The organism is Phaeobacter sp. JH20_08, from assembly GCF_048056635.1.
In the GTDB taxonomy this organism is placed as follows: domain Bacteria; phylum Pseudomonadota; class Alphaproteobacteria; order Rhodobacterales; family Rhodobacteraceae; genus Phaeobacter; species Phaeobacter bryozoorum.
In genome coordinates this window covers 15,653-42,382 of the sequence record NZ_JAYMVV010000018.1, presented here as the reverse complement: position 1 = coordinate 42,382, position 26,730 = coordinate 15,653, and the positions used below count along the sequence as shown (strand labels likewise).

Genomic DNA, 26,730 nt, shown 5'->3' with positions numbered 1-26,730 from the left:
TGGAAAAGACAGCTGCTGCAAGCAAGCTCCGCCTCCCCTCGGTGGGCTTCATCACCACTTCAAGAAACCTCGACATTTTCCGCCTCCCCGTTTGCCTTGACCCACCAGGTCTGGATGGCGTTGTTGTGATAAATCGAATTCAGCCCCCGCACCTCGCGCAGCTGCGCCTTGGTTGGCTGCACATAGCCCGACGCGTCGCGAGCCCGGCTTTGCAGCAGCATCTCGGACCCGTCCCAGTTGATATCCAGATAGAACCGGGTCAGCGCCTTGTCCGTTCCCGGTGCCGCCAGCCGCGCCTCGGTCCAGGTCTTGCCGCCATCCAGGGACACATCCACGCCAGTGATTGCGCCGCGCCCGGACCAGGCCAGGCCAGTGATCACCAGCGGCCCGGCGCCATGGGTAATCGGTGCCTGAGGGCTTGGGCTGGTCACAACGGATTTTGCGTCCATCTCCCAGGTCCACTTGCGGCTGATGCCATTGGCCAGCGTGTCGGTGTATTTCGAGGTTTCCTCGCGGCTCTCTACCGGACCCGCCATGACCTCGATCCGGCGCAGCCATTTGACCCACATATTGCCTTCCCAGCCGGGCACCACGAGGCGCACCGGATAGCCGTGCTCCTTGCGCAGCGCCTCACCGTTGGCCTTGAAGGCGACCAGCACGTCGTCCATCGCCTTTTCCAGCGGGATCGAGCGCCCGTTGGAGGACGCATCCGCCCCCTCGACATAAACCCATTTGCCTGCGGGGTTTACGCCCGCTTCCTCAAGCAGGGTGCGCAGCGGGACACCGGAATATTCCATGTTGTGGATCATGCCATGGGTGAACTGCGCGCCATTGAGTTGCGCGCCGGCCCACTCCATGCCGGAATTCGCAGCACATTCGCAGAAATAGACGCGGTTTTCGCGCGGGAAGCGTTCCAGATCCGCATAGGTAAACACCAAAGGCGTGTCGACCAGGCCGTTGATCATCAGCCGGTAGTCATCCTTGCGCAGCTCAATCGCGCCGGAGTGATGACGTTCAAAGGCGCAGCCTTGCGGGGTGATGGTTCCGTCCAGCGCGTGGATCGGCGTGAAGTTGATCGAGCTGATGGTGTCCGCCGTCAGCCACTCCACATTGCGCCGGACCACGTCGCTTTCGTATTTGATCGGCAGGCCGTAGGGGGTGGTATCCACGCCGTCGCCAAGACCGGATGCCCAGTCCTGCACCTCTGTGATCAGCGGGTCGGGTGTCGCAGCGCCAGCAGAACGGCTCGCCACTGCCCCTGCCCCAACCGCCGCAGCACCGGCCAGGAACTGGCGGCGCGACCGGCTGGTTTGCTTCGGTTTATCAGTCATCTCTGATTGCCTCCTTACATCGAAAAATTCACTTTCGTGAATTCATCAGCGCAAAAATTTTTGGCGGATGCCGGGCTTAGGCGCCCGACACCTGCACGGAATTGTTCGGGGAAAGGGTAACGGTGCCCATCTTGCGAATGTGGCTTTCGACCACATCCCAGATCTGCGGCCCCTCGGTCCCTTCATTCACGCTGGCCCAGCCTGCAACGATATAGGTCTTGGCCGGGTCAATCGCCTCGCCGGTCTTCAGCAGTGTCATATTGCTGATCCGTTCGCCCTGCGGCCTGGTGATGTCGATATTGTAGCCCATGCCACCGACGCGCACCATGTCGCCGCCCTGCTGGTAATAAGGGTCGGGATTGAAAATGTTGTCGGCCACGTCCTCCATCACCACCTTCAGGAATTCGCCTGTCATTTCATTGCGATAGGCTGCACCGTAGCTCATCGACGTGACATTCCAGATATCCTCGCGGGTGATGTCGTCGCCGGGCAGCAAGGACGGCCCCCAACGCACGCCGGGCGACAGGGCGATATCGGCTTCACGCTCGGTCAGCAGCGCGTCACAGATGAGATCGTCCCAAGTGCCGTTGAAATTGCCGCGCCGATAGAGCAACTCATCAGTCTGGCCGATCACCTCGGCCAGCTCTGCCTCATAGGGCGCGCGCTGGTCGTTGATCAGCTGGCTGATCACCGGATCCGGCGCAATGACGTCGGAAAACACCGGGATCAGCTTGTGCCGCAGCCCCATCAGCTGGCTGTCACGCACATCCAGATCCACGCGGGAGACGAATTTACCATTGGACCCAGACGCAACAATGTGGGTCTGACCAACAAGAACCGGTTCCGGCAGCGCATCATGGGTGTGGCCGGACAGGATCACGTCGATGCCGCTGACCACACCGGCCATTTTCTTGTCAACGTCAAAGCCATTGTGCGACAGCACCACAACAACATCCGCACCAGCGGCGCGTACCTCGTCGACCATCTCCTGCATATGTTCATCGCGGATCCCAAAGGAGTATTCCGGGAACATCCAGCCGGGGTTTGCAATCGGCATATAGGGGAAGGCCTGACCGATCACCGCAACCTTCGCGCCGCCACGGTCGAAGAACTTATAAGGTTTGAACAGCTCAGCCGGTTCATCCCATTCCGCATCAAAGATATTCTGGCCAAGTGCGGCAAAGGGCAGCCCCTCGACGATCTCATTCACCCGATCCGATCCCAGCGTGAACTCCCAGTGGAAGGTCATCGCATCCGGCTTCAACGCGTTCATCACATTGACCATGTCCTGGCCTTCGGTGTGATGGCAGGTGTAGGAACCATGCCAGGTGTCACCGCCATCCAGCAACAGCGCATCGGGGCGGTCGGCGCGGATGGCGTTGATGATTGTTGCAACACGATCCAGCCCGCCGACCCGGCCATAGCCCAGGGCAAGCGACGCAAAATCATTGTAGGTCAGTGCATAAGCTGAGGGGCTGCCATCGGCGATCCCATAGGCCTTGCGGAAATCCGCGCCGGTGATATGCGGAACATCGCCCTTGTTGTCACCAACCCCAAGATTGACCGAGGGCTCACGAAAATAGATCGGCTTCAGCTGAGCGTGAATGTCCGTGACATGGATCAGGCTGATGTTGCCATAGGTGTCAAACTGCAGGAGCTGATCCTGTGTCAGCTTCTGCTGCGCTGCCAGTCTGGCCCAGCTGCCAAAACCTGAGGCACCAACCAGCGCTGACGCTGCCATGGAGACCTGCAAGAAATCACGCCGCGAGATCATGGGTTCATCTTCCTACTGAGACATACGATATATTCGCATGTTTGAATGACATTGAGGGAAACGCGCCCCGCATCATCTCTGACACGGGGCCACGCGGATCAGTTGCGGACAGACGGTGCCTCGACCGAGAGGCCGTTGCCACGCGATGCGACATAGAGCTCCAGCGCCACAAACTCAGCCGAACCCGGTTTGTAAGTCTCGGCGCGGGTGTCACGCACGCAGCCTTTGAACCGCGCATGGGCCGTGTTCAGCTTGGTGTTCTTCAAGCGGTAGACCGGGAATCCATTGATCTGGCCCTGGCTCAGATGGTCGGCGCGGATCATGTTGCCATAGTTGTCTTCATGGCAATTGGCACAGGAGAGTTCCAGCTGACCGGTGCGGGTGTAGTAGAGCTCCTTGCCCTGTTCCCAGGTGGACTGGGCCGGGCCGTCAATGGCCACGTTGACCGGCATCCCGCGCGATTGCACCGAAATCAGCGCTTCCATAGCCGCCATCTTGCCGCTGGTGTATTTCCACTTCTCCGCGCCCATCTGGTTCTCGCGGCAGTCGTTGATCTGCATGACGAGGGTACGCATCTCGCCTGCATCCTCGTTCCACTTGGGGTAAACCGCGCGGACGCCGACCATGCTCTCTTCGACATCGTCGTGGCAGGAGGCGCAGGATTTCTCCGCGGTGCCTTCAACCTTGGACCATGTATCCATTGCCTGATCGACAAAGACCATTGCAGGGTTGTCAAAATCATCCATCTGCAGCGCCTGCGTCTCATCCGAGCGGAAATGCCAGCCTGACATCACCTCGTCCAGCACATCAGCAACATGCGCGGGTGCGGCGGTCTTGGTGACCATTTCGATCTCGTCATTGACGACCAGCGTATCATCATCCGCCTCGGCAAAGGCGGTAACGGGCAAGGCCAGCGCCATGGCAATTGCGGTGATTGCCTTATTATTCATCTTGTTTCCTCCCTTGGGTGGTCGTCCCGCCCGGCGTTCCGGACAGGGCGTTTGCCTATGGATCCGGAAGGGATCAGCCGATCGCGATCGGTTTTTGTTCCGTGTAGACAGAACCGTCATCGTCGTACCAGGTGAAGACGAATTCACCCGCCTCGGGGACGGTGGCGTCGAACTGGAAGTAAGGGTTGGTGGAAATGGCGGGTTCCATGGCCACATCAACAACGGACTGACCGTTGAACTCGCAGGTAAAGCGATTGATGATCGACCGCGGAATGACTTTGCCTTCCTTGTCCTTGCGCTGACCGCTTTCCATGTTGTGGCTGATCAGCGTCTTGATGGTCACCGCTTCGCCTGCGGCTGCTTTCTTCGGGACTTTGACGCGGGGTTTTACACCGGATGCCATGTCGTTAACTCCTGATATCTATGGGGCGAACCTGACGGACAGGTCGCGCTTAGCCGCCGCAGCCGCCGATGGTCACCTTGACGGTCGCGCTTGCCTTGGCAAAGCTGCCGTCGGCCATTTTGGCAACCGCCACAATGTCTTGCGTGCCTGCGAGGCGAATCCGTGTGGCGGCTGACTGGCTGGCAGCCAACGGACCAAAGGTAAAGGTCGCGACGCCCGGGGTCGGGTTGCCGGTCGCCAGGATCATGATGGCGGAAGCACCGGGCGCATCGACCTCGATCGGTACGGTATTGCCGTTTTCGGCGATTTCGGGCGCGGTCAGTGTCAGGCCGGTGTCAGCCATATCAGCGCCACCCGTGAACTCTGCAATCCGATCCTCGGCTGCAGCAACGACACGCAGGGGCAGCATGGTCAGGGCAGCGGCCCCAAGGCCAAGGCCAAGTGTGTCGCGACGTGAGAACTCCATCGTATGTCTCCTTTGACGTTGATGGCGCAAAAGATCCCGGTCCTTTGCGTCAGTCTTCTTTCAGGGTCGCAAGAAATGCGACCACATCTTCGATTTCCTGGGCGGTCAGGATCGGCGGCAGCGGCTCGGTCCCCGCCTCGCCCGTGTAGGCATCGCCCGGCCGGATGAAGCCATCGACCTTGTAAAAGGCGGGCATCATCGTGCCGTCGAATGTCATCTTGGCATTGGCCACCAGACCGCGCAGCTCCGCCTCGCTCCAGCGGCTGCCGGCACCATCCAGCGCAGGGCCGATTTCACCGTGAAACGGCACATCCGACAGCGCGGACACCTGATGGCAGGCCACGCAATTGCCCTTGGATTTGTCGCCAACCAGCAATGCGCCGCTGGCGGCATCCCCGGCAGCTCCGCTGAGCGATACGGCAACAGCGCCGTCGTCGTCATAGGCGACCTCTTTCGGCGCGATCTCAGCGGCAAACGCAACTGTCCCGGCCAGACAGGCTGCCAGTGTCAGAGATATTTGCTTCATGTTTCCTCCCATTGGCTCCCACGCGCTTTGGCGTGCTTCGCTGGCGTTTACCCTAGGCGACCTCACCCGGCTAACGCAACATCAAATTCAGTAATTTGAATTTCATTATGTCGTTTCGACCGTTCAACCTATCCGACCTCGTCTGCCCGACGGCACGCAGGCAAGGCCATCTTTGCTGCAAAGACGATCAAACCACCGGTATCAATCGGTGGAGCCGTTGTTCCGTTCCTGGATGCGGCGGGCATGGTAACGTTGAAAATCTTCTCCGTTATCAATCAAATAGCGCTCTTCGTTCACCCATGTGAACATATCGAGCGTAGTGCCGACCCCAAAGGCACCGGGCATGATCGCCACCGCGGCCTGCGGCGCCGGAATCTCGGGCACCTCCTGCGGCAGGAACATCATTGTCGGGGTAAACAGAACGCCCCATTTTCGGGCCATGTCCTTCTCCGACAGGGTTTCACCGTCAAAATCCGTCACTTCGACATCGCCATATAGATTGAGCTGCACCACAAAGAAATTGTCGCCGATGTAGGACCCGACCTCGGGTGTCGGGAACACCTCCTCGTGCATCTTGGTACAATAGACACAGCCCCTTTGTTCAAAGAACAGCACCAGCCGCTTGCCCTCGGCATTGGCCTCGTCCAGATCCTCGCGCAGATCCTTGAAGGTCTCGCGCATCCAGGGGGTCTTGTGCAGGCCATCATCGCCGAGCTCCACCGCCCCCGCAGAGCCGACACACAGCAGCCACAACAGTCCGATCATTAGTCGTTTCATCTCTTACCCTCCCAATACGGCCGCCATTCTGGGCCGCTCAGCCGATACTTGCAAAACCCGGGAACCACCGGATCATAGCCTCGGCAATATAACGCACGCTGCCCGTGGCGATCAGAACCGCAAAGATGATGAGCATTACGCCCATCCCCTTTTCCACCCAGGCAAAGGCAGACCGGTGGCGGGCCACAAACCTAAGAAAAGGCCCGGCAAACAGCGCCGCTACCACAAAGGGCGCGGTCATCGCCGCGCCGTAGACCAGCAACAGCAGCCCGCCGCGCCAGATATCGCCAAGGCCAGAGGCAATCATCAGGATCGAGGCCAGGGCCGGTCCCACGCAGGGTGTCCAGCCAAAGCCAAAGGCCAATCCCATCAAATAGGCGCCAGCCAAGGTCGCGGGCGGCGCGGTGCTTTCGATCCGAGCCTCGCGATAAAGCAGTGGAATCCGCAGGACCCCCAGAAAATGCAGCCCAAAGACCAGCAGCAATACCGCAGCGCCATAGGCCAGCACATCCATATATTGGCCAAACACCTGCCCCAGTGCGGTGGCTCCCATTCCCATCAGCACGAAAACCGTGGTCACCCCTGCGGCAAAGCAGATCGACGCCAGCACAAGGCGCCGCCGCGCGCCCAAAGCGATCTCGCCGTCGCTGCGCAGCTCCGCGATGGAAAGCCCCCCCATATAGGAGAGGTAAAACGGCACCATGGGCAGCACGCAGGGCGTGAAGAATGACAATAGCCCCGCAACAAGCGCTCCGAACAAAGAGATTTCCAGCATGTATCAAGGCCCCTTGCCATCTTCTGCATTCGAACCAGACAAGACCACAGTTGCCGATCCACATCGCGCCGAGAAGTATCTTCTGTCGGCTGCTGGCGGTCGATCTCCGTGTGCAAGCCGCGATTGCTCAAATCAGGCACAGCTCCAACAAGATGCGCGGGCCGCCGGTCCACCCCGGTAGAAACTTGTACTATTCACATATTCAAATTACGTAGTACATATAGACACCCTTCATGACGACCCGTCAATCACCGGCCGTGGCTCAGACATCGTACTTCACGGCCCCCACACAGATCATCGAGACAAATCGCATCATGGCCTTTTCTTCGCTGACCTCCCTGCCCTATCGCAGCTGCCGCGCCGCTGCCTCGGCGCTGGCAAAGGTCGCTGTCATGGCGGCATTGCCGCTGATCGCATCGGCCAGCGATGCCGCAGAGCTGGTGATGGTCGAGCAGCCGGGCTGCGCCTGGTGCGAACGCTGGGACGCGGAGATTGCGCCGATCTATCCAAAGACCGCCGAAGGCACCTTTGCCCCGCTGCGCCGGGCAGATTTGCGCGACATGCCGAAAGATCTGACGCTGTCACGGCGGGTCACATTCACGCCAACCTTCTTGATCGTTGAGGGCGGCCATGAGATGGCGAGACTGGAAGGCTATCCGGGAGAGGATTTTTTCTGGCCGCTGATTTCCGGTCTGCTGCAGGCGCACGCAGGCTTTGTCCCGCCCGCTGCCGAGCAACCAGACGCTGGACAAGCCCCCGACCAGCAGCCCGCCCCGATGGCCACCAATGGTTGAACCAGGAGAGAACACCGATATGGCCCTGCCACAGTTTTCCGCCGATATGGCCCCCGAAGATCTCGATACGATGGTGGACAATGCCACCCGCGCCTCGAATTTTCTGAAGGCGATCAGCCACGAGGGACGCCTGATGATCCTGTGCCATCTGGTGTCGGGTGAAAAATCGGTGACCGAGCTGGAAGAGCTGCTCTCCGCACGTCAGGCGGCGGTTTCCCAACAGCTGTCGCGCCTGCGTCTGGAAGGTCTGGTCATTCCACGCCGTGAGGGCAAGGCGATCTATTACCGGCTGGCAGATGATCGTCCGCGCCGGATCCTGGAAGTGGTCTACGAGCTGTTCTGCAAAGAGGACTGACCGACGACCGGTCGGCCCGGCCACACTGGCAGCGCCCCCTTCAGCCGCCAGCCCCGCAGCTCTTTCACCGGCGGAACCCGCACAAGATGCCCACCCCCCTGTCCGACCTCCTGAACGATACGCAGCTGACCGCCCTGCTGGGGGTGTTTGGCGGCGTCCTGCTGGGATTGGCGGCGCGGCTGGGGCGGTTCTGCACGCTGGGCGCCATCGAGGATCTGCTCTATGGCGGCTCGTCCCTGCGTCTGCGGATGTGGGGCATGGCAATCGGCATGGCAATCCTGGGAAGTTTTGGCCTCATGGCTCTAGGCTGGCTGGACCCGGCGCAGTCGCAATATCTTGCCATTCGCTGGATGCCGCTGGCCTCTATCGGCGGCGGCCTGTTATTTGGCTATGGCATGGCCCTGAGCGGGATGTGCGGCTATGGTGCCATAGCCCGGCTCGGCGGCGGCGATCTGCGCAGCTTTGTCATCGTGCTGGTGATGGGCGTATCGACCTTTGTCGTGCTGACAGGCCCTCTCGCCCCGCTGCGCAACCTGTTTTTCCGGCAACAGAGCATCACCGATGATCTGCCCGCCGGCATCGCCCATCATCTGGCCAACTATCTTGGAGCGTCGGTCAGCGCTATCGGCCTTGCCATCGGCGGTGCGATCCTGCTGATATCCATCCTCGGGCGCGAGGTGCGCGAGTCTCCGGCCGCTATTGGCTGGGCTGCGCTGGTGGCGTTTGCCATCATCAGCGGCTGGGCAGGCAGCAGCCATATCGCGCGGACGGGGTTTGACGCGATACCTCTGGTCTCGCATTCCTTCTCCGCGCCGCTTGGCGAAACCATCATGTGGACAATGACCGGCAGCCTGCGGCCGATCAGCTTTGCCGTCGGCTCGGTCAGCGGCGTCTGGCTCGGTGCCTTTATCGGTTCGCTGATCAAGGGGCATTTCCGCTGGGAGGCCTGCGACGACCCGCGCGAGTTGCGCCGCCAGATCATCGGGGCCGCGATCATGGGGGGCGGCGCGGTCCTTGCAATGGGCTGCACGGTCGGCCAGGGTCTGAGCGCCTTTTCGCTGTTGTCGATTTCTGCCCCGGTGACCTTTCTGTCGATCTTTGCCGGGGCCGCTGTTGGGCTGCGCCAGCTGATCACCGGTTTTCGCCGCGCCGCCTGACTGTACCGCCTGACTGCACCACCTGACTGCCCTGCCGCGCGGCTCGCCCCGGCTGCACGACAATGTGACTGCGGTGCAGCCGCCGAGGCATTAACCTCGCAAGCAACGACAGGAGATCACCGCCATGTTTCAAAACGTGATGGGTCCGATGGCCCCCCGCCGCAGCCATCTGTTCGCTGCGGCCCTGGCCTTTGTGCTGTTCGCCGCAACAGGGTCACATACGATGGTCGCGGCCGCCGCACCGCTGGCCGAGCGCCAGGGCTGGGCTGTTCATCAGACCCGCAAGCCCTACCCGCAGCTGGTCGAAGATGTGATTGCGGCGACGAAGGCGCAGGGTCTTGTCGTGGTGACGCAGGCCGGGCCGACCAAGGCCGCTGCGGCCCGTGGCATTACCATACCTGGCAACCGGGTGATCGGTGTTTTCAACAATGACTATGCGGTGCGGGTCCTCAGCCATTCCACCGCCGCAATGATTGAAGCCCCGATCCGCCTTTATGTGACCGAAGGCGAAGATGGCTTGGCGACGCTTTCTTATAAAACCGCAACCCATGTCTTTGCCCCCTATCTCGATGAAGGCGGGGCTGATCTCGCCGATATCGCGGCAGAGCTGGACCAACATCTTGATGCCATTGCGCAAAATGCGGCGCGCTCGGCGCCTTGACGCTCACACCCGCGTGAGGAGGCTTGCAACCTTGCCCGGTTCCGGCAATTTGGCGGCACTTGTTCACGAAGGGTGGATCTCATGACACAGACCGACACCGCGGCTGCGACGGCCACAGAACCATTGCGCGCGGCGGATGTGCTGGCCCGGCGACTATATGCCGCCGGATGCCGCCATGCCTTCGGCATGCCCGGTGGCGAAGTGCTGACGCTTGTCGATGCGCTGACCAAGGCGGGCATCCGCTTTCACCTTGCCAAACACGAGAACAGCGCCGGTTTCATGGGCGAAGGCGTGCACCACAGCGATGGCGCACCGGTTATCCTGGTGGCCACGCTGGGCCCGGGGGCGCTCAATGGGGTGAACGTTGTCGCCAATGCGCATCAGGACCGGGTGCCGATGCTGGTGCTGACAGGATGTGTGGATGCGGCGGAAGCGGCCACCTATACCCATCAGGTACTGGACCACCAGGCGGTTTTTGCCCCGATCACCAAGGCCAGCTATCGCCTCGACGCCGAGGCTGCCGGTGTGATCGCCGACAAGGCGGTGCGGATCGCAACAGCGCCGCGCAATGGGCCGGTGCATATCGATGTGCCGATCTCTGTCGCCGATTCCCCTGCCGGCCCCCACCGTCCTTGCCTCGCGCCTGCCAGAGCAACGCAACCGCAGCCCGCTGACCTGGCGCAGGCGCGCGCGTGGCTTACCGAGGCCGAGCGCCCGCTGGCGGTGATCGGTCTTGACGCTGTTGCCGAGGCCGCATCCGCGCCGCTTCTGGCCTTTCTCGAACACTACCAGATCCCTTTTGTAACCAGCTACAAGGCCAAGGGCATCCTGCCTGAGAAGCACCCGCTTTGCCTTGGCAGCGCCGGGCTGTCGCCGCTCGCCGATCGTCACCTGCTGCCGCTGGTGCGCGAGGCCGATCTGGTTCTTGCGCTGGGGTACGATCCAATCGAGATGCGCCCGGGCTGGCGCAACGCCTGGGATTGTTCCCGCCAGCGGGTGATTGATATCTGCGCCGAGGACAACACCCACTACATGCACGCGGCCACTCTGACGCTGGTTGCCGGTCTTGCGCCCAGTCTGCGCGCCCTGACGGTTGGGGCGCAGCTCGCCGATGACACACAGCCGTCCCCGCAGCGCTGGCCCGAAGGTCAGCCTGAGGTGGCCCGGGCAGCCCTTCGATCCGCCTTCACCCCGCAGGCGGACTGGGGACCCGCTGCGATCGTTGCCGAATGTCAGGCCACCCTGCCCGGCGATACGCTGGCGACGGCAGACAGCGGCGCCCATCGGATCTTGCTCTCGCAGATGTGGAGCTGCCATGAGCCTCGCGCCCTGATCCAATCCTCGGGCCTCTGCACCATGGGCTGCGCGGTGCCGATGGCCATCGGCCGCAAACTGGCAGAGCCGCAGCGCACGGTTGTCAGCTTCTCCGGTGATGCGGGTTTCCTGATGGTGGCGGGCGAGTTGTCCACCGCCGCCGAGCTTGGCGTTGCGCCGATCTTTGTTGTCTTCGCCGATGCCAGCCTCGCATTGATCGATCTGAAGCAGCGACAGCGACGGCTGGATAACGCTGGCGTCGACTTCGGCCAGCACGACTTTGCCGCGATGGGCCGGGCCTTTGGCGGCCATGGCGTCAGGGTCCGCGACCGCGCAGGCCTGCGCGCTGCCTTGCAAGAGGCACAGCAGGCCGAGCGTTTCACCGTCATTGCCGCAGAATTCGAGCGGGAGGCCTATGATGGGCTCATCTGACCGGACATCCGAAGCCAAGCTGTCCCATGGCCCGCTGACTGGCGTCAAGGTGCTGGACCTGTCCCGCATTCTGGCAGGGCCGACCTGCACCCAGATGCTGGGAGATCTGGGGGCCAGTGTGCTCAAGGTCGAAAACCCGCGAACCGGGGGCGATGACACCCGGCAGTGGGGGCCGCCCTATGTGGTGGATGGAGACGGTCACCAGTCGGATCTGTCGGCCTATTTCATGGCCGCAAACCGCAATAAGCGCTCGGTTGAGGTGGACATCGCCACGACCGAGGGCCAGCAGATCATACGTCGTCTCGCCGCTGAAGCCGATATTCTGCTGGAAAACTTCAAACCCGGCGGGCTTGCCAAATACGGCCTCGACTACGAGAGCCTGCACACAGAGTTCCCGCATCTGGTCTATGGTTCGATCTCCGGCTACGGCCAGACTGGACCCAATGCCCATAAACCCGGCTATGACCTGATGGCACAGGGCTATGGCGGGATCATGTCGCTCACCGGTGAGCCTGAGGGCCGACCGATGAAGGTTGGCGTCGGCATCGCCGACGTAATGTGCGGAATGTATGCCTGTGTCGGCATCCTCGCAGCGCTGCGCCACAAGGAACAGACCGGCGAAGGCCAGCAGGTCGATATAGCGCTGGTGGATGCGCAGATCGCCTGGCTGATCAACGAAGGAGTGGCAACACTCAACACTGGCAGCGCCCCCAAACGGCGCGGTAATGAGCATCCCAGCATCGTGCCATACGGGTTATATGAGACCTCAGATGGCCATGTGATCCTCGCGGTCGGCAATGACGCGCAATTTGGCCGCTTCCTATCTTTTCTCGGTCTGGACGGGCTGGCGCGGGACCCGCGCTTTGCAACCAACCCGGCCCGCTTGCAGCACCGCGACGCGCTCGCCGATATCCTGGTACCGGCGCTGCGCCAATACCGCACCGATGAGGTGATCGCCGCGATGGAGGCCCACAAGGTGCCAGCAGGACCGGTGCAGACGCTCGATCAGGTTTTTGCCTCTGATCAGGTGGCGGCGCGGGATATGACAATTGAAATGTCCTCAGCGGCGGGGCCGGTGCGGTTGCTTGGCAATCCGCTCAAATTCTCCCGGACGCCGGTGACCTACCGCCATGCGCCTCCAATCTGCGGCGCAGACAGCGACCTCCTAGCCAGGACCGCGGACCCGTTTTCGGAAGACGACAACTAAGACAGCGGCGCGCCGCCGACCGAGAACAGGCAGACGCCCCGTCACCCGGGGGCGGCTGCCTGCTCAATATCTCTGCTATCCCCTTAAGACACCGCAGAAAACGCCTGTTTCTCGGGCTTGCAACCGGCAGGATCTGGCCGAGTGTTACAGAAACTGGCGGTCTTCGGCCAAAGTCGCGCTGCACGGGCTTGCCAGATTACAAAAAATGCGGGAAATCGCTGTCAATCAATATGGTTGGCCCATTAATCCGGCGAGATTGCACACGCCGCTTCACCAAACCGCGAGCGGGCATCGCGAGACGCGCGGCCGTGCTTTAGGCTCGACGACAAAGCACCTCTGCTTTCGTTTTTGACACGGATCGGACAAACGATGATGCAAGATATTTTTGGCCAGGACACCAGCCTGACAAACGCCGCGGCGCTCGAGAACTGGAACTGCGTTCAGATGGGGGTGTTGTCTCACGGCGCTGCCGCGCCGCAACATCTGGGCGCCCTGCTGGAGGCTGCACCGGAGTTTGCCATGGCCCAGGCGGCCAAGGGCATGTTTGTGCTGCTGCTGGGCCGGGCAGAGCTGATGCAGGCCGCACGCGACGCCTATGCTGCGGCCAAGGCCGCCGAGGATGGTGCATTGCCACGCGAACGCCACTATATCGCTGCGCTCGGTGCTTGGCTGGAGGGCCGTCCATCGCTGGCGATTGCAGAGATGGAGACCGTGCTGCGCAGCCACCCCGAGGACGCGCTGGCGATGAAGCTGAGCCACGCGATCCGCTTCATCCTGGGCGACAGCGCCGGTATGCGCCGGTCGATCGAGCGGGTCCTGCCCGCCTATGCGCCGGATCACGCCGGACGCGGTTACCTGCTTGGATGCCACGCCTTTTCGCTTGAGGAAACCGGCGCTTATGACCTGGCCGAAGCAACCGGGCGTCAGGCGCTCTGGATGGCACCGGATGATGCCTGGGGCCTGCATGCGGTGGCCCATGTCCATGATATGACGGGCAACTCCCGTGCCGGGCTTGACTGGCTGACCGGTCGCGAAGAGGCCTGGGCGCATTGCAACAACTTTCGCTACCACGTCTGGTGGCACAAGGCGCTGATGCATCTGGATCAGGGGCAGACCGAACAGGTGCTGGCGCTATACGATCACGAGATCCGCAAAGACAAAACCGATGATTACCGTGACATTTCCAACGCCACCTCACTGCTGATGCGGCTGGAGCTGGAGGGCATTGCAATCGGTGACCGCTGGGAAGAACTCGCAGAACTCTGTGCCAACCGGACCGAAGACGGCTGCCTGATCTTTGCCGATCTTCACTATCTTCTGGCACTGGTGGGCGATGATCGCAAGGTTGAGGCTGGCCAGCTGGTGCAGCGGATCCACGCTGATGCGCGTCGCGGCGCCAGCGAGAGCGATGGCCGCATGGCAACGCCAGGCTGCGGCCTTGCGCTGGGGCTCGAGGCCTTTGGCGAAGGTAACTACAGCGAAGCCTTCGGCTATCTCGCCAGCGGACGCAGTTCCCTGCAACTGGCAGGGGGCAGCCATGCCCAGCGGGACGTTTTCGAACGCGTGACCATTGATGCGGGCATCCGCGCGGGGCGTCTGGACGCGGTGGAGGCCATCCTCAACGAGCGGCGCGCCCAGCGGGGCGGCGCCGAGGACAGCTATGCACAGGCGCGCCGTGCACTGATCGCTGCCGGACGTGGCGCGCCCTGCGCGCAAAGCGTCCCGGCAGAATAACAAAAGTAAGGACACAACAGCCTATGGCGACCATCTCGCCCTTTCCCGGTGCCAAGGGCACCGAGACCACTCCAGTGGCCAATCGCCCGGTTGCCCCGCAATCGGACGCGCAGACCCGCGCGCTTCGCGATCCCCGGCTGGATTTCTACCGCGGCATTGCGATGTTCATCATCCTGTGCGCTCATATTCCCGGGAACCGCTGGACCGGCTGGATTCCGGCCCGGTTTGGCTTCTCCGACGCGACGGAGATCTTTGTCTTCTGTTCGGGCATGGCCTCGGCCATCGCCTTTGGCGGCACCTTTGCCCGCCGCGGCTGGCTAATTGGCAGCGCGCGCGTGGTGTTTCGCTGCTGGCAAGTCTACTGGGCCCATATCGGCCTGTTTGTCTTTCTCGCCACCACCATGGCGGCGCTGGATCTCTACGGGGCTTTTGACAAGAGCTATATTGCCTCGCTGAACCTGTTGCCGTTCTTTGAAAACCCGGTGCCGCAGCTGGTTGGGCTGATGACGCTCAGCTACGTGCCAAACTACTTTGACATTCTGCCGATGTATCTCGTCGTGTTGGGGCTGATGCCGCTGATGATGGGGCTGGAACGCGTCGGCGTCTGGGCAGTGGCGGCCACCTCGATCGCGATCTGGCTGCTGGCCAACCCGTATATGATCGGCCTCGGGCCGAATGGGCTGTCGCTCTCCGCCGAACCCTGGTCGAGCCGCGAATGGTTTTTCAACCCCTTTGGCTGGCAGCTGCTGTTCTTCACCGGCTTTGCCTTCATGAAAGGCTGGCTGCCCGCCCCGCCAGTCTCACGCGGACTGATGATCATAGCCACGGCCTATCTGCTCCTGCTAGCGCCCTTCGGCTCCTGGAAAGTCTTCCTCTGGGTTGAAGCCTGGAACACCGGTCTGGCGGAGCTGATCCGACCGACCTGGCAGCTGACAGCCGAATGGCGGGAAAAAACCGACTTTGGCCTTTTGCGCTATGGCCATTTCCTGTCGCTGGCCTACCTCGGCTGGGTGGTTGCGGGCGAAGGCGGTCGCCGTCTGATCGCCTACGGGCGATCCACGCCCGCCCGGATCTGGGCCGTGCTGCTGTCGCTGATCACCAAAGTCGGTCAGCAATCGCTTGCGGTCTTTGTGTTTTCCATGGCGCTGGCCCGATTGCTCGGCTTTGCCATGGATCTCACCGACAGGTCGATCATGACCACTGCATTTTTTAACCTCACCGGGTTTGGCCTGATCATCGGCTGCGCCTATATCGCTGCCTGGTTCAAATCACATCCATGGAAAACCAAGAGATGAAAGAATTCTCGCGACGCACCTTTCTGGCAACCGCCCTGGCCAGCACGGCCCCGCTTGCGCTTGCCGCGCTGACCTCGCCTGCGCGTGCGACCGGAGGCCCTGCATTCTCGCGCGAAACGGTTGTGGCGCTGGCGCGCGAGTTGGCGGCCGCCCCTTATGCGCCCCGGCCCAGCGTGCCGCAGGACTGGCAGGAGCAGACCTATGAGGAATACCAGACCCGCTGGTTCCGTAGCCGCGATGCGCTCTGGTCGAAGACCCCGCGCAGCTACAATGTCGATTTCTTTCTGCCCGGCCTTTATTTCCCGCGCCCGGTCGAGATCTACACCGTGGAAAACGGCCTCGCCCAGCCGGTGGCCTTTGACCTGTCGCTGTTTGACAAAACCGACAAAGCCCCCGACCTGAGCGTCGACGACAGCCTCGGCTACTCCGGTTTCCGGCTGCGGACCGATCTAAAGGAACCCGGCAAGAAAACGGAATTCTGCGTATTCCAGGGCGCGAGTTATTTCCGGGCCATCGGGGCTGCACACACCTATGGGCTGTCGGCGCGCGGCCTGGCGGTGAATACCGCTACCTCCAAGGGCGAAGAATTCCCTGAATTCATTGCCTTCTGGCTCGAAGCTCCAGTTCCCGGCCAAAAGAACATGATCGTCCATGCGCTAATGGATTCGCCGTCTGTCACCGGGGCCTACCGGTTTGACATACTGCCGGGGCAAGACACGGTGATGGATGTCGAGGCGCGCCTGTTTGCACGTGCGGAACTGGACAATATCGGGCTTGGACCACTCACCTCGATGTTCCTGTTTGATCAGACCAATCGCAACCGGTTTGACGATTTCCGCCCTGCGGTTCACGACAGCGACGGTCTGCTGGTGGTCAACGGCAACGGCGAGACCCTGTGGCGCCCACTGGCCAACCCCAAGACGCTGCAGCTGTCGTCCTTTGTCGATGAAAACCCGCGTGGCTTTGGCCTGATGCAGCGCCCGCGGCTGCTGTCTGATTTTGAGGATCTGGAAGCGCATTATCACCAGCGCCCGGCGCTCTGGGTTGAGCCGAAGGGTGATTGGGGCAAAGGCGCCGTCACGCTGGTCGAAATCCCGGCAGACAAGGAAATCTACGACAATATCGTGGCCTATTGGCGCCCCCGCGACAGCTACGCCCCTGGCTCAGAGATTGCCATTGACTATCGGCTGACCTGGGGCAACGGCCCGGATCTGCCGGTGCCACAGGTGATCAACACCGCTGCGGGCGCGCGCATCTTTGGTGATCCGGGTCGGATCATCACCATCGATTTCGCCGCCCATCCGCTGTTTGCCGGTGGCGTTGATGATCTAAAGGCGCATATCACGTCACCTCATGTCACCCCAACCGAAGGCGTCTTGCAGCAAAACCCGGAAACTGGCGGGGTGCGGTTGGCCTTTGCCTTTGACCCGGGCGAACGCGACCACGTCGAATTGCGCGCTGAACTGCGCAAGGATGATCAGCCCGCCTCCGAAGTCTGGCTTTACCGGTGGACCAAATGACCAATTTCTCCCTGACCCCACCGGAACAACCGCTGGCTATGCCAGAGCAGAATTTCGGTGCCCATTTTCAGGATCACGCCTGCCCCTTACCCGGTGACAGCGTGGCAACCGGCGGACAGCCCAGCGAGTCAAGCCAGCGTCAGGTGGCGCTATGGCGTGTTCTGGCCTTCTCTCCGGCGATGGCCGCTACGGGGCTGTTGACCTGGGGTATGAAGGACTGGTTCGCGGCAGACGGGTTTTCCATGCTGGAGGTCGCACTTCTGGTGTTGATCGCGTTCAATTTCTTCTGGATCTGCTTTTCGGTCTCTACCGTTCTTCTGGGTCTCTGGGGCCTGTCCCAGCGCCCCCGCGCGCTGGGGCGAGGCCGCCCGCAGCGGATGAAGGTCGCGCTCCTGATGCCGATCTACAACGAGGTCCCCTGGTATGTACTTGGCAATGCCCAATCCATGCTGGAAGAGCTGCACGCCCGTGGCGGTGTCCATGACTATGCAATGTTCATCCTGTCCGACACCCGTGACGATGCCATTGCCGCAGAGGAACGTGCCAGTGTCGAGGCCCTGCGCAGTATGCTCCCCGCAGGGGCCCAGCTCTATTATCGGCGCCGCGATGACAATGCAGGACGCAAGGTCGGCAATATCGCCGACTGGGTGCGCCGGTGGGGCGCCGGCTGGGACGCCATGCTGGTGCTCGATGCCGACAGCCTGATGACCGGGCGCGCCATTGCCCATCTGGCCGACGCGCTGGCTCGTGATCCCGGCGCAGGTCTGATCCAGAGCTATCCGCAGCTGATCGGTGCGCATTCCGTCTTTGGCCGGATGCAGCAGTTTGCCAATGGCGTCTACGGCCTGGCTCTGGCCGAAGGTCTGGCCCGCTGGGCAGGGCATGAAGGCAATTACTGGGGGCATAATGCGATCATCCGCACCCGTGCCTTTGCCGCCTGTGCGGGGCTGCCACCGCTGCGCTCTGTCTTTGGTGGTGAAAAGCTGATCATGAGCCATGATTTCGTGGAGGCCGGGCTGCTGCGTCGCGCCGGTTGGAGCGTGCAGTTCCTGCCCCGCATTCGTGGGTCTTACGAAGAAACTCCGCAGACGCTGATTGACCATGTGCTGCGGGATCGGCGCTGGTGTCAGGGCAATCTACAGCACCTGAACCTGCTCAACGCCAAGGGGTTTCGCGCCTTGTCACGCTTTCATCTGCTGCATGGGGCCATCGGCTACCTGATGGCGCCAGTCTGGTTCGCCCTGCTGGTGATCTGGGCGCTGATCGGACGTGGCGAGGAAGCCTCGGTCCTGACCTATTTCAGTGAAACCAATCCGCTGATGCCCTCCTGGCCGGACATGTCAGAGCCGCGCCATGTGCTGGTGATCCTGCTCATCTATGCCATGCTGCTCGCCCCAAAGCTTCTGGCCGTGGCGGCGCTGCCGATGACCGGGAGCCGCTTCTCCGACTATGGCGGCGCGGGCGCCTTTGCCCTGTCACTGTTGACGGAAATCCTGCTCGCGATCCTTTATGCGCCTATCCTGATGGTTCAGCAGATGATCGCGGTGCTGCGCACCGCCTTTGGCCTCCAAAAGGGATGGGCGCCGCAGGCACGCGACGGTGGCAGCTACTCCTGGCGCACGCTGTTCACCTGCCACGCGCTGGAAACCGTCAGCGGCATCGCGCTGTGGACGGGGATTCTTGCCGGCGTGGTATCCGTCTGGCTATTGCCAATCGCCGTATCGCTGATCCTTGCGGTGCCCCTGTCGGCCCTGTCGGGCGTACCGTTGCAGCGCTTTGCCAAAGCCCTTCTGGCCACCCGTGAGGTCCATAACGAGCCCCGGATCACCCGCATCGCCCGTGCCAGACGGGACAGGTTGCGCCTGGCATTGGAGCGATCCCCCGCCCATCCCACAGCCGCTGAGTAAAAAAGACAGTTCAGGCGAAAATATCCACAATTTGCATTAAATTGAAAATTCCGGCAGGAACCATCAGGTTTCGCCGGAATTTTTTATTGAGAATTCACAGCCGCCTCATCGACGCCATATGTTGCACTACTGCGACAGCGGGCGATCCTCGAACCAATCGGCAAGCCATGCGGCCCAGCCCTCCGGCACCCGGTGCCCGCCGTCGAAAAGCACCACGTCGATATCTGCGCCTGTACCGCAGGCCCATCGGCGCCGCAGGGTGCCACCTTCAGATCCGCTGTGGCTTGGCGCATGTGTCGTGCAGCCGTTGGTATCGCGCCACAGCTCAAGCCCGGCAAAGATATCTCCCTGCTGGAAACGACGATTGCCAAGGTATCGGCCTTCCAGCGGCACCACCTCATCGCGCCATCCGTGAGTGTGCATCAAACGCACCGGACCGGTGCAGCTCTCAGGCTGCGGCCGCCAGAAACTGCCCGCAATCGTTGCGTAAGCGGCAAATTGATCGGGGGTTGCACAGGCCAGATAGCTGACCATGAAGGCGCCTGCGGAAAATCCTGATAAAACAACGGATTTCCGGTCGATATTAAACCTATGTTCAGCATCTGCCAGCACCGCCTCAAAAAACGCGGATTCGTCGCGGCCACCGAAATCCGGCAAGAACGCCCAAGAGCGAGGGCCACCGGGATCGCGCGGCAGCGCCGTGGGGGCGATCACCGCGTAGCCCCGATCGTTCAACCCATCGACCATCGCGCGATTGCGCAGTGCAGCCTCACCCGACCCGCCGTAGCCGTGCAGGAACATCACCGCCGGCAGCGCTTTCTCATCGCCGGTATCCGGCAGCACGATGTGATAGTCGCCCCCGTCAATCTGGCAGGCATCGGCGAGGGGCCCGCATCCAGCCTGTACCGCCGAGCCGAAAAGCAGGCCCGACAGAGCAACGCTTACGCCCGGCCAGAGGCGCCACATACCTGCTATCACCTGTTTCATCAGCCCTGCCCCGTCCAGCGCGCGACCGGCAGATTGCTGCGCAGCCATCCCGGCCCGGCGGCGGAGCCGAGCATCCCCTCCGGCACGTCGATCACATTTGTATAACCGGCCGCGTCCAGCGCCAGCGTCACCCGGGCGGAGCGCACACCGCGCGCGCAGATCAGGGCCAGCGGCGCGCTGCGATCACCACCGGTGACGCGATCAAGCGCGGCCAGAAAATCCTCACGCCGCATGTCGATCTGATGGCTGCCCACTGGCACACCGCTGGCCCGCCACTCACGCGGTGTGCGGATATCTACCAGGATCAGCTCCCCCGCCTTGGCCCTGGCAAATGCGTCCTCAACCGACAGGCGGGGACGGTCATGGGCCGGGGGTTGCCTGCGCCACCATGTATATCCACCGCCCCCCGCAATGGCGATCCCGGCGAAGGCCACACCGGCCTGCAGCAATCGACGCCGCGAGATCAACGGATCACCCGCCTCCGCCTCAGCTGCCGGGTCACTGTCCGCGCCATCAGTCTGAGGGCCGGAGTTATCTGACCGTTTTGATTGAGAATGCGACATCTGGCCTCTCCCCGCGCTGCCGGCGCCGTCCTACATGACCCAAGACCTAGCAGGTTCCTGCAAAGTGTTCAGCCTGAGACATCCCGCATGGTGATCAAGTTGTTGTCAACCTGACACCGGGCCGCGCCAAATTGCTGCGGCGGGAAAAAAAACTCACCGGATCGCTGCCTTTGCAGGGTTTGCAGGCGCGGTCGGGGCTGGCACAGTTGCGAAAAATTGCTTAGGCACCAAACGATCTGGCCTTGTGCATGGAGGAGAACCGCACGTGTCCCTGTTCCTGATTGCAGCCCTGCCCTTTCTCGGCGCGGTATTCCCCGCGCTATTGATCCGTGCCGGGCGCAATGCCTCGGCATCGGCGGCAGGCCTGACAACATTGCTCGCGTTTGTCGGACTGATGCTGCACGCCCCGGCGGTGATGCGCGGCGAAGTTATTCAGGCGCAATTCGACTGGCTGCCGGCGCTTGGGCTGAATGCCAATTTCTTCCTCGACGGCCTGGGCTTTCTCTTTGCCGGGCTGATCCTTGGAATTGGCCTGCTGATCATCCTCTATGCCCGGTTCTACCTGTCGCGCGAGGATCCGATGGGTAATTTCTACACCTATCTGCTGCTGTTTCAGGGCGCGATGGTGGGGATTGTCACCTCGGACAACATTCTGCTGCTGCTGATCTTCTGGGAGCTGACGTCGCTCAGTTCCTTCCTGCTGATCGGCTACTGGAAGCATCTGCCCGAAGGACGTCAGGGCGCGCGAATGGCGCTGACTGTTACCGGCGCCGGTGGCCTTGCCATGATCGGTGGCATGCTGATCCTCGGCAATATCGTCGGGTCTTATGATCTGACCGTGATCCTGGGCGCAAAGGAGGTCATTCAGGCTTCGCCGCTCTATCTGCCGGCCCTGATCCTGATCCTGATTGGCGCCTTCACCAAATCGGCGCAGTTCCCGTTTCATTTCTGGCTGCCGCACGCCATGGCCGCACCGACGCCGGTGTCGGCCTATCTCCACTCCGCAACCATGGTGAAGGCAGGCCTGTTCCTGATGGCGCGGATGTGGCCTGTGTTGGCCGGTACGCCGGAATGGTTCTACATCGTCGCAACGACGGGTCTGATCACGATGGTGCTGGGGGCGATCATTGCCCTGTTCAAGGATGATCTGAAGGCGCTTCTGGCGTTTTCCACCGTCAGCCACCTGGGCCTGATCACCATGCTGCTGGGGTTCGGCACCAAATTTGCTGCCGTCGCCGCCGTTTTCCACATCATCAACCATGCCACCTTCAAGGCGGCTCTGTTTATGAGCGCGGGCATTGTCGACCACGAGGCCCACACCCGCGACATCAAACGGCTGGGCGGCCTGCGGCACCTGATGCCGATCACCTTTGCCATCGCCACAGTCGCGGCCCTGTCGATGGCTGGCATTCCGCCCTTCAACGGTTTCCTGTCGAAGGAGATGATGCTGGAGGAAACCGTTCACACGGTCTGGGCGGGTTCACATTATCTGGTGCCGGGCCTAGCGCTATTGGGGGCCTTGTTCTCCGCCGCCTATTCGTTCCGCTTCATCGCCCATGTCTTCCTCGGGCCAAGGCGTGACGACTACCCTGCGACCCCGCATGATCCCGGCACCGGCATGTGGCTGGCCCCTGCGTTTCTGGTTGGTCTTGTCGTGCTGATCGGCCTGTTCTCGGCCAAGATCGTCGGGCCGTTGGTGGCCACTGCGGCCTCTGCCGTGATTGGTGGCGAGAAACTGCCCTATTATTCGCTGAAACTCTGGCACGGATTTACTCCGGCGCTTTATATGTCGATGGCGGCGGTTGCCGGGGGTGCCGTCCTGCTGATGCTGCACAAACCGCTGATGCGTATGTGGGATGCCGCACCGCGCCCGGAGGCGAAGGTGATTTTCGAGGCGCTGATCGGCGCGCTCACACGGCTTTCGCGTGCCATTACCGACGGGATGCACAATGGCTCGATGCCACGCTATGCCGGGATCATGATCACCTTTACCGCGGTACTGTCCTTCTATGCCTATCAATCCGGCACATTGGCGGCGCCGACCCGCAGCCTTCAGGATGTCGGGCTGATCCCGATCCTTGGCTGGGCCAGCCTGCTGATCGCAACCGGTTTTCTGGTTGCCATGCACCGCAACCGCCTGCTGGCGCTGGTGCTGATCGGCGTTGTTGGACTGGTGGTGTCGATGGGCTTTAACTACATGTCAGCGCCGGATCTCGCTCTGACGCAGATTTCGGTCGAAGTGGTCACCATCATTCTGATGCTGCTGGCGCTGAACTTCATGCCCAAGGAAACCCCGGTCGAAAGCTCTGGCGGCGCCCGCCTGCGTGACATCTCCATTGCCGGCATCTCAGGCCTTGGGGTTGCGGGGCTGATCTATGCACTGATGACCCGTGATTTCATCGGTGAGACGATTTCCGGCTTCCACCTTGAAAACTCCTACAAGGGCGGCGGCGGCACCAATGTCGTCAATGTGATCCTGGTGGATTTCCGAGGCTTCGACACCTTTGGCGAGATCATCGTTCTTGGCATTGCCGCGCTGGTGATCTTTGCGCTGACCGAGGCGGTGCTGGGCACCCGCGTGCGGGCCTATCTGCTGAACCGCAAGCCCGATCTGCCGCAGGCCGGTGACTCGCATCCGATGATGATGGTGGTGGCGACACGCGTGATGATGCCGCTGGCGCTGATGGTGGCGGCCTATATCTTCTTCCGGGGGCACAACCTGCCCGGTGGCGGCTTTATCGCCGGGCTGATCGCGGCGATTGCGGTCATCATGCAATATATGGCGTCGGGCTTTGCCTGGGCGACCGAGCGGCAGCGCTACCCCTATCATGGCATCATCGGATCCGGTGTGCTGATCGCCGCCGCAACCGGCATGGGATCATGGTTCAGCGGCAAGCCCTTCCTGACCAGCGCCTTTGGGTACATCCACTGGGAACCGCTGGAAGAATTTGAATGGGCAACTGCTGCGCTGTTCGACCTTGGCGTGTTTCTGGCAGTTGTTGGCGCTGTGCTGCTGGCGCTGGAGAGCCTGTCACGCTTTGCCTGGCAGCCTGGCACCGACAGCACCCACGCGATGGATATCAACCCGGCCCGCGATGACGTGGCCATGACCGAGAACGAGGGCTGACTATGGAAATTCTAGTCGCTTCGGCCGTGGGCGTCCTGACCGCGGCCGGCATCTACCTGATCCTGCGCCGACGCAGCTTTCCCGTCATCCTCGGGCTGTCACTGATCTCCTATGCGGTGAACGTGTTCCTGTTTGCCACTGGCCGCTTGATGACCAACGCCCCTGCGATCCTCAATAAATACGAAGAGGTCCCCTATACCGACCCGCTGCCGCAGGCTCTGGTGCTGACCGCAATCGTGATCTCCTTTGGCATGACGGCCGTTGTGGTGATGATTGCGCTGGGGGCCTATCTGTCGTCGCAGGATGACCGGATCAATCTCAGCGATGATGATGCCAAAGTTGGAGATGACGCATGAACCACCTCGTGATTGCGCCGATTGTCCTGCCGGCAATCGTCGCGCCCTTTATTATCATGGTCCTGCGCTACCATCTGGACCTGCAACGGATCTTCTCGGTCGCCAGCAGCCTGCTGGTGCTCTGCCTGACCCTGGCGCTGGCAGCGCAGGCCGCCGACGGCACCGTGCAGGTCTATGAGCTGGGCGACTGGCCTGCGCCTTTTGGCATCGTGCTGGTGCTGGATCGCCTGTCGGCAATGATGATCGTGCTGACATCGGTTCTGGCGCTGGCTGTCGTGCTCTACGCGATTGGCACCGGCTGGGATTCTCGCGGCGCCAATTTCCACGCGCTGTTCCAGTTCCAGATCATGGGCATTCTCGGCGCCTTCATGACGGGCGATGCCTTCAACCTGTTCGTGTTCTTCGAAGTGCTGCTGATTGCCTCCTACGGGTTGATGATCCACGCAGGCGGCGCCAAGCGGTTTCAGGCCGGCGTGCAATATGTGGTCTACAACCTCCTGGGCTCGACCCTGTTCCTGTTTGCGCTCGGCACGATCTACGCCGTCACCGGCACTCTGAACATGGCCGATCTGGCGGTGCGCGTGGCCGAGATGTCGGGCGAGGAAACCGCCCTGCTGCGCGTTGGTGCGGTCATGCTGCTGCTGGTCTTCGCGATCAAGGCTGCGGTGCTGCCGCTGCATTTCTGGCTGCCCGCCTCCTACAGCCATGCCCCGCTGCCGGTGGCCGCGCTGTTTGCGATCATGACAAAGGTCGGCGCCTATGCAATCCTGCGAGTCTACACGCTGATCTTTGGCCCGGATGTTGCGATCACCGAAGGGCTGGTCGGCGATTGGCTGCTGCCTGCCGCCATGGTCACGCTGGTCGTCGGCGCCATCGGTGTCCTCGGCTCGCGCGAGATCGGGCGACTGGTCGCCTTTGGGGCGATCACCTCGATGGGGACACTGCTGATTTCCATTGCCCTGTTCACCCCTGCCGCAACCGGAGCCGCTCTCTACTACATCGTCCATTCGACGCTGGCGACGGCGCTGATGTTCCTGATTGCCGATCAGGTCATGGAACGTCAGGGCGGTGCTATTGCCGCCCTTCGTCTGATGCCGCAGAGCGGCTTGCTGTCGGTGATGTTCTTTATCGCCGCTATCGCGCTGGCCGGTATGCCACCAGTTTCCGGCTTCATCGGTAAGCTGCTGGTGATGGACGCCGCGCGCGATCATGACCTGGTCTGGTGGATCTGGGCGGTCATTCTGCTCGGCTCGCTTGTGACCATCGTTGGTCTGGCTCGTGCAGGCACGCTGATCTTCTGGAAAAGCCATGGCCTGCAGGCAACCGACGGCACGGTCGCATCCGATGCAGGTGACGAGGATCTTCTCGACGGCAACCCCACCGCAGCCCCAGCGGCGGCGCCGGTCCTGCCGCTAGTTGTCTGCTTTGGGCTGATGGGGGCGATTGTGCTGCTCACCCTCTTTGCCGGGCCGATGACCCGCTATGCCGACGCCACGGCGGCCCAGCTGTTCACCCCAACCGCCTACATCGAAACCGTCCTTGGGGGGCTTTGAAATGAAGCTGATGCGCCGCGTACTGCCACACCCGATCCTGACACTGGTGCTGACCGCAACCTGGCTGTTGCTGGTGAATGGCTGGTCGCTCAACTCGCTGGTGTTCGGGTTCATGCTCGGGGTTTTGATCCCCTTCCTGACACAGCCCTACTGGCCCCAACAGCTGAAGATGAAAGGCCCAGTGAAGATCGTCGGCTACATCCTCATCGTACTCTATGATATCGTGGTGGCCAATCTGGTGGTGGCCAAGATCGTCCTGTTCAAATCCAATGCCAGCCGCCACCCCAATTGGGTGACGATCCCGCTGGACCTGCGCACACCCGAAGCGATCACGGTGCTGGCAGCGACCATCACCATGACACCGGGGACCGTCTCTGCCGATCTCTCAGCCGAAGGTCATGCGCTGCTGGTCCACTGCCTTGACGCGCCGGACCCCGAAGCGGTGCGCGACGAGATCAAGGACCGCTACGAACGCCGCCTGAAGGAGATTTTCGAATGATCGAAACAGCTGCAATCTTTGCGTTTGTCTGCTTTGCGCTGTCGCTGCTGATGAACCTGTGGAAAGTTGTCTCCGCCGAGGATGTTGCCGACCGGATCCTGGCGCTGGATACGATGTTCATCAACGCCATCGCGCTGATGGTGCTCTATGGGCTGGCGCTGGGAACCGAGATCTTCTTTGAGGCGGCAATGATCATCGCCATGCTGGGCTTCGTGTCCACAGTGGCCTATGCGCGCTTCATCCTGCGCGGCAATATCATCGAGTGAG

The 26,730-nt window shown here is 61.8% G+C and carries 25 protein-coding genes; 15 read left to right on the top strand and 10 right to left on the bottom strand.

Annotation, left to right across the window (positions count from 1 at the left end; all coding sequences use genetic code 11):
- Positions 1-59: 59 nt before the first annotated feature.
- From soxC to VWY75_RS15705, 8 genes are all read right to left on the bottom strand, one after another.
- Positions 60-1,331 carry a sulfite dehydrogenase gene (gene soxC, locus VWY75_RS15740; protein ID WP_416538631.1) on the bottom strand — a complete coding sequence of 424 codons (1,272 nt, stop codon included), beginning with the start codon at positions 1,329-1,331 and terminating at the stop codon, positions 60-62.
- Between the two features lie 76 nt (positions 1,332-1,407).
- Complete coding sequence (gene soxB / locus VWY75_RS15735) at positions 1,408-3,105, bottom strand: thiosulfohydrolase SoxB (protein WP_416538630.1); 1,698 nt, start codon at positions 3,103-3,105, stop codon at positions 1,408-1,410.
- A 98-nt stretch (positions 3,106-3,203) separates the two neighbouring features.
- Positions 3,204-4,055, bottom strand: a complete 852-nt coding sequence (gene soxA / locus VWY75_RS15730; protein WP_416536194.1) for a sulfur oxidation c-type cytochrome SoxA — start codon at positions 4,053-4,055, stop codon at positions 3,204-3,206.
- A gap of 73 nt (positions 4,056-4,128) precedes the next feature.
- Positions 4,129-4,458, bottom strand: a complete 330-nt coding sequence (soxZ, locus tag VWY75_RS15725) for a thiosulfate oxidation carrier complex protein SoxZ (protein WP_416538629.1) — start codon at positions 4,456-4,458, stop codon at positions 4,129-4,131.
- A 49-nt stretch (positions 4,459-4,507) separates the two neighbouring features.
- A complete protein-coding gene (gene soxY / locus VWY75_RS15720) occupies positions 4,508-4,924 on the bottom strand; it encodes a thiosulfate oxidation carrier protein SoxY (protein WP_340545303.1) in 417 nt (138 codons plus the stop codon).
- Between the two features lie 49 nt (positions 4,925-4,973).
- On the bottom strand, positions 4,974-5,450 hold the full coding sequence (gene soxX / locus VWY75_RS15715) for a sulfur oxidation c-type cytochrome SoxX (RefSeq protein WP_340545302.1): 477 nt from the start codon (positions 5,448-5,450) through the stop codon (positions 4,974-4,976).
- 201 nt (positions 5,451-5,651) lie between these two features.
- Positions 5,652-6,227, bottom strand: a complete 576-nt coding sequence (locus VWY75_RS15710) for a thioredoxin family protein (protein WP_416538628.1) — start codon at positions 6,225-6,227, stop codon at positions 5,652-5,654.
- A 37-nt stretch (positions 6,228-6,264) separates the two neighbouring features.
- Positions 6,265-7,002, bottom strand: a complete 738-nt coding sequence (locus VWY75_RS15705; protein ID WP_340545300.1) for a cytochrome c biogenesis CcdA family protein — start codon at positions 7,000-7,002, stop codon at positions 6,265-6,267.
- A 314-nt stretch (positions 7,003-7,316) separates the two neighbouring features.
- On the opposite strand from VWY75_RS15705, the gene VWY75_RS15700 reads away from it, so the two are divergent.
- The 10 genes from VWY75_RS15700 (at position 7,317) to mdoH (ending at position 19,378) form a co-directional block, all read left to right on the top strand.
- A complete protein-coding gene (locus tag VWY75_RS15700; protein WP_416536308.1) occupies positions 7,317-7,796 on the top strand; it encodes a hypothetical protein in 480 nt (159 codons plus the stop codon).
- 19 nt (positions 7,797-7,815) lie between these two features.
- On the top strand, positions 7,816-8,151 hold the full coding sequence (locus VWY75_RS15695) for an ArsR/SmtB family transcription factor (protein ID WP_340546305.1): 336 nt from the start codon (positions 7,816-7,818) through the stop codon (positions 8,149-8,151).
- An 86-nt stretch (positions 8,152-8,237) separates the two neighbouring features.
- On the top strand, positions 8,238-9,308 hold the full coding sequence (locus tag VWY75_RS15690) for a YeeE/YedE family protein (protein WP_416538627.1): 1,071 nt from the start codon (positions 8,238-8,240) through the stop codon (positions 9,306-9,308).
- A gap of 124 nt (positions 9,309-9,432) precedes the next feature.
- On the top strand, positions 9,433-9,969 hold the full coding sequence (locus tag VWY75_RS15685; RefSeq protein WP_416538626.1) for a DUF302 domain-containing protein: 537 nt from the start codon (positions 9,433-9,435) through the stop codon (positions 9,967-9,969).
- 81 nt (positions 9,970-10,050) lie between these two features.
- Complete coding sequence (locus VWY75_RS15680; RefSeq protein ID WP_416538625.1) at positions 10,051-11,715, top strand: thiamine pyrophosphate-binding protein; 1,665 nt, start codon at positions 10,051-10,053, stop codon at positions 11,713-11,715.
- Entirely contained in the window at positions 11,702-12,922 is a 1,221-nt protein-coding gene (locus tag VWY75_RS15675; RefSeq protein ID WP_416539154.1) for a CaiB/BaiF CoA transferase family protein, read from the top strand. Before VWY75_RS15680 ends, VWY75_RS15675 begins: the two co-directional genes overlap by 14 nt.
- A 369-nt stretch (positions 12,923-13,291) precedes the next feature.
- Positions 13,292-14,656, top strand: coding sequence for a tetratricopeptide repeat protein (locus VWY75_RS15670; RefSeq protein ID WP_416538624.1), 1,365 nt, complete (start codon positions 13,292-13,294; stop codon positions 14,654-14,656).
- A gap of 23 nt (positions 14,657-14,679) precedes the next feature.
- Entirely contained in the window at positions 14,680-15,951 is a 1,272-nt protein-coding gene (locus VWY75_RS15665; RefSeq protein ID WP_416538623.1) for an OpgC family protein, read from the top strand.
- The gene (locus tag VWY75_RS15660; protein WP_416538622.1) at positions 15,948-17,471 is read left to right on the top strand and encodes a glucan biosynthesis protein; all 1,524 of its coding nucleotides are present in this window, start codon (positions 15,948-15,950) and stop codon (positions 17,469-17,471) included. Before VWY75_RS15665 ends, VWY75_RS15660 begins: the two co-directional genes overlap by 4 nt.
- Entirely contained in the window at positions 17,468-19,378 is a 1,911-nt protein-coding gene (gene mdoH / locus VWY75_RS15655; protein ID WP_416536206.1) for a glucans biosynthesis glucosyltransferase MdoH, read from the top strand. Before VWY75_RS15660 ends, mdoH begins: the two co-directional genes overlap by 4 nt.
- Before the next feature lie 126 nt (positions 19,379-19,504).
- Here the strand turns inward: mdoH and VWY75_RS15650 are convergent, their stop codons facing one another.
- Together VWY75_RS15650 and VWY75_RS15645 are read right to left on the bottom strand one after the other, a co-directional pair.
- The gene (locus VWY75_RS15650; protein WP_416538621.1) at positions 19,505-20,365 is read right to left on the bottom strand and encodes an alpha/beta hydrolase family esterase; all 861 of its coding nucleotides are present in this window, start codon (positions 20,363-20,365) and stop codon (positions 19,505-19,507) included.
- Positions 20,365-20,928 carry a rhodanese-like domain-containing protein gene (locus VWY75_RS15645; protein ID WP_416536210.1) on the bottom strand — a complete coding sequence of 188 codons (564 nt, stop codon included), beginning with the start codon at positions 20,926-20,928 and terminating at the stop codon, positions 20,365-20,367. Before VWY75_RS15645 ends, VWY75_RS15650 begins: the two co-directional genes overlap by 1 nt.
- 265 nt (positions 20,929-21,193) lie before the next feature.
- Between VWY75_RS15645 and VWY75_RS15640 the strand changes: the two genes are divergently transcribed.
- Genes VWY75_RS15640 through VWY75_RS15620 form a run of 5 tightly spaced genes read left to right on the top strand, consistent with a single transcriptional unit; the run spans position 21,194 to position 26,729 of the window.
- Positions 21,194-24,055, top strand: coding sequence for a monovalent cation/H+ antiporter subunit A (locus tag VWY75_RS15640; protein WP_416538620.1), 2,862 nt, complete (start codon positions 21,194-21,196; stop codon positions 24,053-24,055).
- Positions 24,056-24,057: 2 nt separating this feature from the next.
- On the top strand, positions 24,058-24,411 hold the full coding sequence (locus tag VWY75_RS15635; protein WP_340545289.1) for a Na+/H+ antiporter subunit C: 354 nt from the start codon (positions 24,058-24,060) through the stop codon (positions 24,409-24,411).
- Positions 24,408-25,964, top strand: coding sequence for a monovalent cation/H+ antiporter subunit D (locus VWY75_RS15630; RefSeq protein WP_340545288.1), 1,557 nt, complete (start codon positions 24,408-24,410; stop codon positions 25,962-25,964). The genes VWY75_RS15635 and VWY75_RS15630 overlap by 4 nt, the downstream gene beginning before the upstream one ends.
- A 1-nt stretch (position 25,965) precedes the next feature.
- Positions 25,966-26,463, top strand: coding sequence for a Na+/H+ antiporter subunit E (locus VWY75_RS15625; RefSeq protein WP_340545287.1), 498 nt, complete (start codon positions 25,966-25,968; stop codon positions 26,461-26,463).
- Entirely contained in the window at positions 26,460-26,729 is a 270-nt protein-coding gene (locus tag VWY75_RS15620; protein WP_014874349.1) for a K+/H+ antiporter subunit F, read from the top strand. Before VWY75_RS15625 ends, VWY75_RS15620 begins: the two co-directional genes overlap by 4 nt.
- Position 26,730 lies beyond the last annotated feature (1 nt).

Bases quoted from the DNA above. Each gene is read 5' to 3' on its own strand.
- soxC (WP_416538631.1), bottom strand. From the start codon at position 1,331: ATGACTGATAAACCGAAGCAAACCAGCCGGTCGCGCCGCCAGTTCCTG.
- soxB (WP_416538630.1), bottom strand. From the start codon at position 3,105: ATGATCTCGCGGCGTGATTTCTTGCAGGTCTCCATGGCAGCGTCAGCG.
- soxA (WP_416536194.1), bottom strand. From the start codon at position 4,055: ATGAATAATAAGGCAATCACCGCAATTGCCATGGCGCTGGCCTTGCCC.
- soxZ (WP_416538629.1), bottom strand. From the start codon at position 4,458: ATGGCATCCGGTGTAAAACCCCGCGTCAAAGTCCCGAAGAAAGCAGCC.
- soxY (WP_340545303.1), bottom strand. From the start codon at position 4,924: ATGGAGTTCTCACGTCGCGACACACTTGGCCTTGGCCTTGGGGCCGCT.
- soxX (WP_340545302.1), bottom strand. From the start codon at position 5,450: ATGAAGCAAATATCTCTGACACTGGCAGCCTGTCTGGCCGGGACAGTT.
- VWY75_RS15710 (WP_416538628.1), bottom strand. From the start codon at position 6,227: ATGAAACGACTAATGATCGGACTGTTGTGGCTGCTGTGTGTCGGCTCT.
- VWY75_RS15705 (WP_340545300.1), bottom strand. From the start codon at position 7,002: ATGCTGGAAATCTCTTTGTTCGGAGCGCTTGTTGCGGGGCTATTGTCA.
- VWY75_RS15700 (WP_416536308.1), top strand. From the start codon at position 7,317: ATGGCCTTTTCTTCGCTGACCTCCCTGCCCTATCGCAGCTGCCGCGCC.
- VWY75_RS15695 (WP_340546305.1), top strand. From the start codon at position 7,816: ATGGCCCTGCCACAGTTTTCCGCCGATATGGCCCCCGAAGATCTCGAT.
- VWY75_RS15690 (WP_416538627.1), top strand. From the start codon at position 8,238: ATGCCCACCCCCCTGTCCGACCTCCTGAACGATACGCAGCTGACCGCC.
- VWY75_RS15685 (WP_416538626.1), top strand. From the start codon at position 9,433: ATGTTTCAAAACGTGATGGGTCCGATGGCCCCCCGCCGCAGCCATCTG.
- VWY75_RS15680 (WP_416538625.1), top strand. From the start codon at position 10,051: ATGACACAGACCGACACCGCGGCTGCGACGGCCACAGAACCATTGCGC.
- VWY75_RS15675 (WP_416539154.1), top strand. From the start codon at position 11,702: ATGGGCTCATCTGACCGGACATCCGAAGCCAAGCTGTCCCATGGCCCG.
- VWY75_RS15670 (WP_416538624.1), top strand. From the start codon at position 13,292: ATGATGCAAGATATTTTTGGCCAGGACACCAGCCTGACAAACGCCGCG.
- VWY75_RS15665 (WP_416538623.1), top strand. From the start codon at position 14,680: ATGGCGACCATCTCGCCCTTTCCCGGTGCCAAGGGCACCGAGACCACT.
- VWY75_RS15660 (WP_416538622.1), top strand. From the start codon at position 15,948: ATGAAAGAATTCTCGCGACGCACCTTTCTGGCAACCGCCCTGGCCAGC.
- mdoH (WP_416536206.1), top strand. From the start codon at position 17,468: ATGACCAATTTCTCCCTGACCCCACCGGAACAACCGCTGGCTATGCCA.
- VWY75_RS15650 (WP_416538621.1), bottom strand. From the start codon at position 20,365: ATGAAACAGGTGATAGCAGGTATGTGGCGCCTCTGGCCGGGCGTAAGC.
- VWY75_RS15645 (WP_416536210.1), bottom strand. From the start codon at position 20,928: ATGTCGCATTCTCAATCAAAACGGTCAGATAACTCCGGCCCTCAGACT.
- VWY75_RS15635 (WP_340545289.1), top strand. From the start codon at position 24,058: ATGGAAATTCTAGTCGCTTCGGCCGTGGGCGTCCTGACCGCGGCCGGC.
- VWY75_RS15630 (WP_340545288.1), top strand. From the start codon at position 24,408: ATGAACCACCTCGTGATTGCGCCGATTGTCCTGCCGGCAATCGTCGCG.
- VWY75_RS15625 (WP_340545287.1), top strand. From the start codon at position 25,966: ATGAAGCTGATGCGCCGCGTACTGCCACACCCGATCCTGACACTGGTG.
- VWY75_RS15620 (WP_014874349.1), top strand. From the start codon at position 26,460: ATGATCGAAACAGCTGCAATCTTTGCGTTTGTCTGCTTTGCGCTGTCG.